General features: G+C 70.0%; 10 protein-coding genes. 4 read left to right on the top strand and 6 right to left on the bottom strand.

What is annotated here, in order from left to right:
- From OG700_RS07300 to OG700_RS07285, 4 genes are all read right to left on the bottom strand, one after another.
- Positions 1-1,062, bottom strand: coding sequence for an HAD-IIIC family phosphatase (locus OG700_RS07300; RefSeq protein WP_405610678.1), 1,062 nt, complete (start codon positions 1,060-1,062; stop codon positions 1-3).
- Complete coding sequence (locus tag OG700_RS07295; RefSeq protein WP_405610675.1) at positions 1,062-1,967, bottom strand: 3-hydroxyacyl-CoA dehydrogenase family protein; 906 nt, start codon at positions 1,965-1,967, stop codon at positions 1,062-1,064. The genes OG700_RS07300 and OG700_RS07295 overlap by 1 nt, the downstream gene beginning before the upstream one ends.
- Before the next feature lie 758 nt (positions 1,968-2,725).
- Positions 2,726-3,523 (bottom strand): ABC transporter permease, encoded by a 798-nt coding sequence (locus OG700_RS07290; protein WP_405610672.1) that lies wholly within the window; start codon positions 3,521-3,523, stop codon positions 2,726-2,728.
- The gene (locus OG700_RS07285) at positions 3,516-4,505 is read right to left on the bottom strand and encodes an ABC transporter ATP-binding protein (RefSeq protein WP_405610669.1); all 990 of its coding nucleotides are present in this window, start codon (positions 4,503-4,505) and stop codon (positions 3,516-3,518) included. The genes OG700_RS07290 and OG700_RS07285 overlap by 8 nt, the downstream gene beginning before the upstream one ends.
- A 123-nt stretch (positions 4,506-4,628) precedes the next feature.
- Between OG700_RS07285 and OG700_RS07280 the strand changes: the two genes are divergently transcribed.
- A complete protein-coding gene (locus tag OG700_RS07280) occupies positions 4,629-5,354 on the top strand; it encodes a TetR/AcrR family transcriptional regulator (RefSeq protein WP_405610666.1) in 726 nt (241 codons plus the stop codon).
- An 85-nt stretch (positions 5,355-5,439) separates the two neighbouring features.
- Here OG700_RS07280 and OG700_RS07275 read toward each other — a convergent pair whose 3' ends face one another.
- Positions 5,440-6,855: a hypothetical protein gene (locus tag OG700_RS07275; RefSeq protein WP_405610663.1), complete on the bottom strand. Its 1,416-nt coding sequence runs from the start codon at positions 6,853-6,855 to the stop codon at positions 5,440-5,442.
- A 156-nt stretch (positions 6,856-7,011) separates the two neighbouring features.
- Complete coding sequence (locus OG700_RS07270) at positions 7,012-7,368, bottom strand: DoxX family protein (RefSeq protein ID WP_405610660.1); 357 nt, start codon at positions 7,366-7,368, stop codon at positions 7,012-7,014.
- Positions 7,369-7,689: 321 nt separating this feature from the next.
- On the opposite strand from OG700_RS07270, the gene OG700_RS07265 reads away from it, so the two are divergent.
- The 3 genes from OG700_RS07265 to OG700_RS07255 are packed head-to-tail and all read left to right on the top strand — an operon-like array spanning position 7,690 to position 10,428.
- Positions 7,690-8,025, top strand: a complete 336-nt coding sequence (locus tag OG700_RS07265; RefSeq protein ID WP_405610658.1) for a chaplin family protein — start codon at positions 7,690-7,692, stop codon at positions 8,023-8,025.
- A 36-nt stretch (positions 8,026-8,061) separates the two neighbouring features.
- The gene (locus OG700_RS07260) at positions 8,062-9,342 is read left to right on the top strand and encodes a hypothetical protein (protein ID WP_405610655.1); all 1,281 of its coding nucleotides are present in this window, start codon (positions 8,062-8,064) and stop codon (positions 9,340-9,342) included.
- A 36-nt stretch (positions 9,343-9,378) separates the two neighbouring features.
- Positions 9,379-10,428, top strand: coding sequence for a hypothetical protein (locus OG700_RS07255; protein WP_405610652.1), 1,050 nt, complete (start codon positions 9,379-9,381; stop codon positions 10,426-10,428).
- Positions 10,429-10,431: the final 3 nt, after the last annotated feature.

Below are 10,431 nucleotides of genomic sequence, written 5' to 3'. Positions count from 1 at the left end.
CTAACCATTGACTTCCACCTTGATGTAGTCCGGATAGTCCTGACCGACCGTGAGATCGTTCTCGTACGTGTAGTCGTTGCCGTCCTGCGACGCGACTTGGAAGTTGGCCAGCTGATACGTGAGCAGCATCTGGCGATTGCGGCTGGTGCGGCGGAAATCCGCGAACAGCCGCTTGTCCGCGTCGGCGGCGCGTTTGACGAGAAAGGCCAGGAGGACGGTGCCCACTCCCTTGGAGACCGTTCGGCACGACATGAGAAGCAGCTTGATCGTCCAACGGTCGTCCTGCTTCTCCACCAGGGCCATTCCGATCTTTCCGTACGAGCCGTACTGATCGGTCAGTTCACAGACCCACAGATCGTGCCGAGGGTCGTGCGTCAGCGCCTCGATCTGCTCGTAGGAGTAGTGGATGCCGGTCGAGTTCAGCTGACTGGTCCGCTTCGTCAACTCCTCCAGCCTCAGCAAGTCGTCGCCGGCGGCCCGGGAGACGCGGAAGACCATGCCGAGGCTGCGGAGGAAGTCCTCGCGGGGCCCCTGGTAGGTCAGTTCGGACTCGCTGCGCCGCTCGTCCTCCAGGTACATGTGCCGGCGTCGCCGGGCGTCCTCGGTCACCACCTGCGGGGACAGCCGCGGCAGCGAGCCCAGGGTGAGGTAGTCCCGCGCGTCGACGGTCGCCACCTCGGGCAGCGCGAACGCGACCTCGTCGCGCTCGAACGCCTGGTCGTCGATGAACATGAACGTGTCGATTCCGATGTTCAGCCGCTTCTGGATCTCGGCGACCGAACTCGACTTGCTGTTCCAATTGATCTGCGGATAAAGGAAGTACTCGGCGACTTTGAGTTCCACCAGCTTCCGCATGGCGTCGTCGTGATTGTTCTTGCTTGCTATCGACAGGAGGATTCCCCGGGAGTCCAGCGTCTTGAGCAGGTCGAGAACTCCGTCCTTCAGGACGACATCGTCGCCGGCCGACAGGGTCCCGTGCCACAACGTGTCATCGAGATCCCAGACGACGCATTTGGCGCTCTTCGCGGCTGTGTTTCCTTCGGGAAGGGTCGTGTTCGGCATCAGATCGCACCCGCTCCGGTCCGGACCGCGTCTCCGGCGGAAACCGGGGTGGCCCGCGTCGCATAGCTGTAGAACCCCTGGCCGCTCTTTCGCCCGAGCAGTCCGGCGTCCACCATCTTCTTCAGCAGCGGACAGCAGCGGAATTTGGTGTCCTGGAACTCGTCGTACAGCACTGCCAACGAGTTGACCACCGTGTCCAGGCCGATGAGGTCCGCTGTTTCCAGCGGCCCCATCTTGTGCCCGTAGCCGAGTTTGAAGACGGCGTCGACCTTTTCCGCTTCCGCGACGCCGTCCTGCACCAGGAAGGCCGCTTCGTTCATAAAGAGATGGGACAGCCGGTTGGATACGAAACCAGGCATGTCGTTCACGACGATGGATTGCTTGTTCAGGGAGGCCGCGAAGGATTCTGCCGCCTGTACCGTCTCGTCCGACGTGTGGTGTCCGCGAATCACTTCGACGCCGCTGATCAGCGGGACCGGATTCATGAAATGCATGCCGATCACCTGATGCGGATACGCCACGAGTGAGGCGATTCGGGTAATGGGCAGGCAGCTTGTGTTGACCGCGATCCGCACCTCTTCCCCGCACAGGTCGCGGAGTTGGAGGTAGAGCTCCCGCTTGGCCTGTGGGTCCTCCACGATGTTCTCGACGATCCAGTCCACGTCGGCCGTTCGCGCGAGGTCGGCGCTGTAGGTGACTCTGCCGAGAATGTCCTCGGTCTGCCACCCGGCCAGGTCCGTCGACATCATGCGGTACTTCCTGATGAGTCGACGCAGTTGGCCGGGCGCGGACCCCAGGACAGATTCATCGCTATCGCAAAGAATTACATCGTAACCACGAGCCGCACAGGCGAGGGCGATGTCCTTGCCCATCACGCCGGCGCCGATGACTCCAACCGTTGCCATGATCACTACCTCTTGAGTCGTTGCCTCATGGGCGGGCACGCGCAATGGACACGCCGAATCAGCGACCGCCGTGGTGATGGGGCGCCGCGAAACGTGGAGTGCGAATGCCGGACAATACCGGTGCAGAGTTGGTGAACCATCGGCGTCGAACGGCGTCGGATGGTGCCGTAGGCACGCCGAAGTCACCCGTGTGACCGTGTCTGAGATGACCGTGTCTAAGAATGGCGGCTGATCAGCCGCATACCCCTGGGACCCTTTGGGTACCCTAAGGACGGGTCAATGTGTCGGAAATTCGCCGAACGGCGGAGATTTCCCCTTGAGCCCGATGTGGTGCGCCTCTGAGTTGAAGGCGCACGCCCCCGATGTGTTGCGCTTCCGAACCGAAGGAACACGTCCTCCACTGCACATTTCTCCCCCAAGAAAAGATGCTCAGCAGAAGCCTGGCGGTACCTCGGAAAGGTATCGCACATGCCCCCGCTCGTGCTCGAAATCAAGCGATCGTGACCGGGCGCCCCCCGATCTTGCTCTTCGGCGCCCTGTCAGGCAATCGCTACCTCCGGAAGCATAGGGGGCGATTACTTCGAAGTAAAGCAAAATTCAATTGCCGCTATAGGCTGGGCAAAGGGACTCTCCTGGTGACGATGGGTTCGTCCGATGTGTAACACCTCGTGGGCAGCCACTCGGCCGCCCTCGGCAAGCGGGTCGGCGGCCGGCGAAGGGGTTCACCCTTCGCCGGCCGCCCGGGGGGAGGGGGTATCTCAGGCCCGGCGGACCAGTGCGCGCACGCTGATCACGATCCCGAGCAGGCACCAGGCCACCAGCACCGCCAGATCGGTCCAGTTCACACCGCCGTCGCCCGACACCAGTCCGGCACGCAGCAGATCACCGGCGGGCCGGAACGGCAGCACGTCGTGGACCGTCCTGAGCCAGTCGGGCAGTTGGCTCTCCGGGAAGGTGACCGGCGAGAACAGCATGACGAAGAACACCAGAACCTGGCTGGCGAGTTGGGCCAGCAGCGGCGGCAGCAGAACGGCGAGCGCGTAGCCGACCGACGTGGCCATCACCGCGGTCAGGACGGAGGCGGCGATCAGCAGGGGCCAGTCGAAGCTGTACGTCAGGTCGTAGCGCAGCCAGGCGACGAACACCGAGACGGGGATGCCCGGCAGCGCCACCACCAGCCACACCGTCAGGTCGGACATCAGGTGCAGCGGGCGGGGTACCGGCAGGGCGCGCAGGTAGGTGAAGGTGCCGCTGGTGCGTGCTTGCGCCACGCCCTGCGGGACCATCACGAGGCCGACGACCATCAGCAGCACGGTGGGGGTGCCGGTGGACAGGAACAGGGCGGCGCCCGTGTCGATGTCACTGATGAGGAACCCGAAGCCGATGATGATGCCGGCGGCGAGCACCGCCTGGACGATGATGATCAGCGGCAGCATCGCGCCGATCTGGGCCATGTTCCAGCGCAGCAGGGTTACATACGTCGTCCACAGGCCGGTGCGCGGTGGCACGGGGCGGGACACGCGCGTGCGGGACGCGGAGATGGTCGCCTCAGACATGGGTGGCTTCCTCGGTGGTGACGGCCGCGCCCTGGGTGGCTGCGGAGGTGGCGGCGAGGTAGACGTCTTCGAGGGAGGCGGGGGCCAGCGAGTACTCCTCGATGCGCCGGCTCGAACGGAGCCTGGTGGCCCACGCGACGGCGGCCTCGGCATCGGTCTGGCCGAGGGTCAGCAGCACCCGTCGGCCGACGCGGACGCGGCGGGTGACCGGGATCGGTACGTCGGCCAGGGAGGCGGACGGGTCCATGCCGTCGAAGTTCAGCGAGAGTTCGAGTCGCAGGTCGTGGTCGCCGGTCCCGCGCAGGCCGCTCGGCGACCCGGCGGCGACGACCTTGCCGTGGTCGAGCACGACCAGCTCGTCCACCACCCGCTCGGCCTCCACGACGTTGTGGGTGACGAGCAGGACCCCCGCGCCGTCGTCGCCGAGACGGCGGACGGTGTCCCACAGCCGCCGGCGGCGGCCCGCGTCGACGTCGTTGGTGGGCTCGTCGAGGATGACCAGCGGTACGGGCGCGACCGCCGCCATGGCGAACGCGGTCAGCCGGCGCACACCGCCGGACACGCCGCGGCCGTCGGGCAGGGCGCGCCGGTCGAGCCACTCGTCGATGTCCAACTCGGCGGCGAGCGTGCGCGTGGCGGCGGCGGCGTCCGTGCGGGACATGCCGCGCAGCCGTCCGGCGATCTCGATCGCCCCCCTGGGCGTCAGGCCGTCCAGCGGTGCCTGCGACTGGGCCTGGAGTGCCACACAGCGGCGGGCCGTCGCCGGATCCGCGATCGCGTCCGCGCCGGCCACCCTGATCGACCCGCTGTCGGGTTTGAGCAGGCCCACGATCTGCGAGACCAGCGTGGTCTTGCCGGCGCCGTTGTGCCCCAGCAGCCCGACGACCTCGCCCGCCCTGACCCGCAGGTCGACCCCGTCGTTCGCCAGGACCGACCCGAACCTCCGTGTGAGGCCCCCGACCTCCAACACCGCGTCACTCATACGTGATCCTCCGTCATCCCGGCCCACCCCGGTTCACTTCGATACCAGTGGTATATGGATTCGCGCGGTATCTGAATCCCATTGATATCGCGATGCCGCCGGTACGTCAACTAGGATGCGGACATGGATCTACGCCCCTCGATGACCACGCCCCGGGTGCGGCGCACCCGCGCCGAGCAGAAGCAGGAGACCCGCGACGCGCTGACCATGGCGGCGCTGGGCACGTTCGCCCGCGACGGATACCACGCGGCGAGCCTGGAGGGGATCGCCAACGAGGCGGGATTCTCCAAGGGGGCGGTCTACTCGAACTTCGGGGGCAAGGCCGAGCTGTTCCTGGCGGCCATGGACCACAACCTGGAAGCCCTCCGCGGTGAGGACTGGGATCCGTTCGCGATGCCCGAGGCAGCCGGCTCCGCAGCCCCCTCGCCGGACCCGGACGCCGACCCCGGCGAGGACCCGGCGGAGATGGTGCGCGGCTTCGGCCTGGCCATGCTGGAGTTCATCGCGACCGCCGCCCGCGACGACAAGCTCAGCGGGCTGCTGCGCGCCCGGGTCGAGGTCCAGCTCAACGCCTACGGACGGGTCGCCACCGCGGCTCGGCCGGACGGCGAGCACCTCCCGTCCGGCGATGTCGCACAGCTCATGACCGCGCTCGACCAGGGAGTGTCGGTGCTCGCGCTCAGCGGCATCGCCCCCGTCGACGGCGCGCTGCTGCGCACCGGCCTGCGCCGGCTCGTGGACCCGGCCGGCGCCGCCGACGATCCGTCGCCGGCCCGGGACGGCCTCGGCTCGCACCTGCCGGATGTCGAGTGGGTGCGCCGGCTCACCCGGGACACGCCCGCCACCTGAGAGCGCGCCCGCGACCGTTCGCCCCCCCCGGGAGGCCCGCGCCCCTCGCCCGTGCCCTTCGGCGGCGTCGAGGGGCGGCTCGGTCTCAGGCCCAGCGCAGCCGGTTCCCGGTCGAATTGCGGGCCAGGAACAGCGTGAGATACGTCTGCCCCGCCATCGCGCCGATGCGGTGCTCCCGCCCGTAGTACGTGTTCTCACCGTCGGCGCCGTAGGTGCGCCCGTCGGTGAAGCGGGCCATGAGGGAGAGCTGCGCTTCGTTGTGCAGCCGCTCCCACTGGGCGGCGGACGGCGAGATGCCGTGGTCCTGCCGGGTGAGGGAGACCAGCAGGTCGAAGTTGCCGAAGTAGAAGGGGAAGTGGGTACCCCAGTCGTTGCCCTCGGGGTAGTGGATCTCCGCCGAGTTCTCGCGGTAGATCGGGCTGGTGCCGCCGCCGGGCAGCGGAAAGGGCTTGTCCACCAGCGCGGCGTACGTGCGATTGATGTTGTGCAGCGCCGCCCGCGGCGCGGCCCGGTTCGCCAGGCCGAAGACGAAGCCCTGGTACAGGCTCTGGTCGAAGGCCACCATGTACAGCGGGTGCAGCCGGGCGTGGTTCTCCAGTGTTCCGTCGTCGGCGATGTTCGTCCCCCGCAACCAGGAGGACAGCCGGACACCGTTGATGGTCGTCCTGCCGGTGAGGTCCGCCGGCCTGGCCGCCGCGGCCAGCAGGAGCTCGATGTTGCGGCGCCGCCAGCGGGCGGCGCCGGGGTGGCCCGGCATCATCGCGACGGCCAGGGAGAGCGCGGCGGCGCTCCAGTTGTCCTCTTCCGCCTTGCTGTCCCCGGGGGTGACGACGGTGCCGTCGCGGCGGGTCATGTACAGCTGGTCACCGCTGGTGCCGATGAGGTGGAGGCCGTCGCCGGTGGTGAGCCGGTCGGCCTCCCACACCAGCATCGCTGCCAGGTGATTCCGCTCGGCGGTGTCCAGCCGCTCCCAGAAGAGCCAGCCCGCCAGTGCTGTGTAGTACGCCCACAGGGCGCTCTGCCATCCGCCGCCCCACCGGGTCCCGGTGTCCGTGTTGTTGGCCCGGTGCCGCGCGGCGAGGGTGCGGATCAGATTGCGGGTCCGGACGGTGGCGTTCGCGGCCGAGAGCGTCCGGGGGTCGTACGTCTCCGTGACCAGGGCCGTGGTGGCGGCGACCGCGGCCATGGCGGGCAGCCGGACGGCCCGCTCGTCGGTTCCCCTGAGGTCGATGTAGCCGTCGGGAAGGTAGTGCGTGTAAGTGGCGGCGTACCAGGGGCCGATCAGATAGCGGGCACTCCCGGCGAGGACGGCTGTCACTCGGGTGCCGGCGGCGTCCGCCCCCGAGTAGGAGCCCAGCTTTTGCCAGTTGACGGGTACGACGCCGGTACCGCCCGCCGCCAGGGCGGCGCCCGCCGTCCCGGCTCCGAACGCACCGGTGAGGCCGATCGCGCCGGTCGCTCCGAGGAACCCGCGTCGGGAGAGTGCAGGCAGGTCGAACATGGGCGGACTCCTACTCGCGAGGGACGTCGGACGGCCATGGCCACGCTAGAGAGCGCTTTCCACTAATCACCATGAGGGGAGCGGCCGTCAAGAGGGCGAGCGGTCCGGCCTCCACCGCCGGCCTTGGGCCGCCGTCGGTCGAGCGGACCCCGCGCCTCACCAGGGGCCGTGGTCGGCCAGGCCCAGGGTGAGAGCGGCCACCGCGGTGGCCAGGAACACGATCCCGCCCACGATGTCGCGGGAGCCCACCCGCAGATGGGCGATGATCGCGCCGACGAAGTACAGCACGAGACCGGCGGCGGCGAGAGTCCCCAGCAGCGGCACGACCGGCCCGCTCACCAGCCCCACGGCACCCGCGGCCAGCAACACGCCGAGTACCGGTACGTACTTCCGGGGTATGCCCTTCATGTCGGCCTGGGCCTTGGGGTATTCGTGGCCGATCAGATACGTGACGGCGGCGGCGCCGTTGAACACCGCGCCGAGGATGGTGACCGTGACGAAGGCGATGTGCACGTTCCCTCCGATCCGTTGGGGACGAATGGTGCCGGCGAGCCCGGTGCGGGATGCCGCTCTCCGGATGACGGGCCGGCGCCTCGATACGTAACACCCCGCCGCGACGGCGCTGTTGGGGCTGCGGCGCCGCCCGTGCGCCGACGATCGTACGTGTCGACCCGGCGCGTCCGGCGATTGAGGACGAACCGGCCACCGGAGACGTACACCTGCCCCGTGACGGGGGCGGCGGTGGGTCGTTGACCAGGTGCGGCCGGGCGAATATGCGTCCGGCACGCCCTGTGGCAGGCATCGGGATCAGGTCCCGGGGACGAAGGAGAAGCGATGGGCACGCGGTTGCGGACGACGAGCGACGGTAGCGGCAGCGGTGGTGGCGGCATGGGCAAGGCGGGTGTGCGGGCCGTCGTGGTGGGTGCGGTGGCCGGGGCGGCGCTTCTGCCGGCGGGCGCCGCGCAGGCGAGCGTCGTCGGGATCGGGAACGCGGTGTTCGGCAACGGTTGTGTCATCCAGGACCAGCCCGGCGCGCGGTCCGAGGGTGCCACGGTGGCCGGCGGTGGCCTCGGGGGCGGCAATCAGGCCGGTCTGCCGTTGAGCCTGCCGCGCAACCACTGCGGCAGCAGCGGCATCGTCTGCACCGCCCTGTTCGGGTCCAGCGTGTGAGCTGAAGTACGGCGCGAGCGGCGGGAGATGGGCCGGATGGTGGCGAACGGGGTGGTGGCGAACGGGCCGGCCTCGCAGGCCGGTGCGCGGACGCGGGCGATGACGGAGCTGCTGGCCCTGAGCGGGCGGGCGTTGCCGCTGCTGGAACAGTGGGCTGCCGGGGAACCGGACTGCGGTGTGGCACGGGCCCTGCTGATGCTGGCGACCGGTGACCGTCTCGGCGACGCCGAGCTGAAGGAGCGGCTGGTGCGCGCGCACCGGGACGCCCAGGCAGCGGGGGAGCGGCAGACGAGCCTCGTCCACGGGGTGTTCCTGCACACCCACCGGCACTATCAACTGACCGCCGACCACTTGGTGGCGCACTTCGCCCGATGGCCCGCCGACGAGCAGGCCGGGCTCATGCTGAGCGCGTTCCAGGCCTGCGAGGACCCCGCCTACCGCGCGTACGGCGACGCCCTCGTCGAGGAACAGGCGGCGTCGGCGGGCCCGGACAGCTGGCCGTGGACGAGCTGGCTCGCCGCGACCAGGGCGGAGCAGGGCCGGGCGCGGGACGCGCACCGGCTGGCCGAGCGGGCGCTGGCCCTGCACCCCCGCTCGGGTGTCGCCGCGCACGCCCTCGCCCACGCGGAGCACGAACTGGGCGCGGGACCCGCGTGTGTCGCGTTCCTGGACGAGTGGCTCGCGGCAGACCCGGCGGCGGTGCAGTCGCGGCATCTGAACTGGCACGCCGCACTGCAATCGATCGCGTGCGGCGACTTCCCCGAGGCGCGACGGCGGGCCGACGCGGCACTGACGCGGGGCGACGTGGGGATGCGGGCCGCGACGAACTGGCGGCTGCTGCTGGCCGGGCAGACCCCGGCCGGCCGCGACGACCCGGACCACGTACGGCAGTTGCTGGCCGAGCCCGGCGGGACGGCGGAGATCTTCCACGCCTTCAACCTGGCCCTCGCCCTGGCCGTGGAGGCGGCGACCGAGGATCTGTACGCCCTGGCGCACCGTGCCGCCGCCGACCGGCGCCCCACGTTCCGCGACGTCCTGGCCCCGGTGGTCCGGGCGCTGGCGGAAATCACCGCGGGCCGCCCCCGGGTGGCGGCGGGCCTGCTGACCACCCTGGGCGACAGGGCGCGGCAGGTCGGCGGCGTACGGGTGGAACGCGAGATCATCCAGGACACCCTCGCCCGTGCCCTGGCCGACGCGGGCGAGGGCGTCCGCGCGGCCCGGCTGCTGCACCACCGCACCACCACCCGCCGCCACCACACCTACGAGGACCTGCTCCTCACCCGTACCCCGTCCGTCGTGGCGGCCGGACTCCGCTGAACCCGCCCCGCCCCGCCTTCCTCCGGGAGTCGTTCCATGGCCGTGCCCCAGATGATCGCCGTCTCCCTGCCGGGCAGCGGCACCTCGCTGCTGGCGGACGTCACCACCGCCCTCGGTTACACCTCGTACGGCACGATGAGCGGCGACCCGGCCGCCGGTCCCGGTCAGCCGGGCCCGGGCGAGGTGTACTCCCTGCTCACGGCCGCCTACGGCCCCGACCGGACCGCACTTCTGCTGAACCCGCCGCACCACCGTGGATCCCTGGAGGACGCCTTCCAGCAGGCGGTCAGCGCGCTGTGGCGGGTGTGGTGGACACGCCTGGGCCAGCCCACCACCCACGCCTCACCCGTCGACCCGGACGTCGAGTCCCGCCTCGCCCGCCTGCCGGACACCACACTGCTCAAACTGCTTCCGGGCCACGGCTGTTGGTACGTCACCGGCCTGGACCTGCAGCGCGCCGACGCGGACTTCCTGCGCACCTGGCACACCCGGTCCCAGCCGCCCATCGTCCACCACCACCGCGACATCCGGGACCGGATCATCAGCCAGATCCGCGCCCTCTCCCAGCCGGTGGACCGTGTCGGCTCCCTGCCCGAACACCTCATCTACCGCGACATCCTCGCCACCCGTCCCACCCTGGACGACAAGATCACGCTCGCCCTGACCGACCCCGGCTTCCCCGGCATGCGAGAAGCCCACCGCTCCCAATGGCTGCTCCACCACCCGGCGATCTGTGTGATCACCCACGAAGAACTCGCCGGCCCCCTCCTCGGAGGCACCACCCGCGCCCGCGAACGCGCCCTGACCCGGCTCCTGCACACCACGGGCCACCCCTCCCCGCCCGCGTCGGCCGGCACTCCGCCACCGGCCGACGGGGCCGGCGACGACCTCGCGGTGGGCATCGGACGACGGCTCTTCACCGCCGCCCACGAACGTCTGCTCCGCCACCACCACAGCGCCCTCCTCAGAGAGCCGGCCGACCCGTCCCACCCTCCGGCGGACGATCTGCCGGACGATCTGCCGGACGACCTGCCGGACGACCTGCCGGCCGGGCTCCGGCAGCCGGAGGCGTCGTGGCGGGGATGACCC

Origin of the sequence: Streptomyces sp. NBC_01508, from assembly GCF_045040315.1 — a bacterium.
GTDB lineage: Bacteria > Actinomycetota > Actinomycetes > Streptomycetales > Streptomycetaceae > Streptomyces.
The sequence above is the reverse complement of the archived record's forward strand: the minus strand, read 5'-3'. Positions and strand labels throughout refer to the sequence as shown.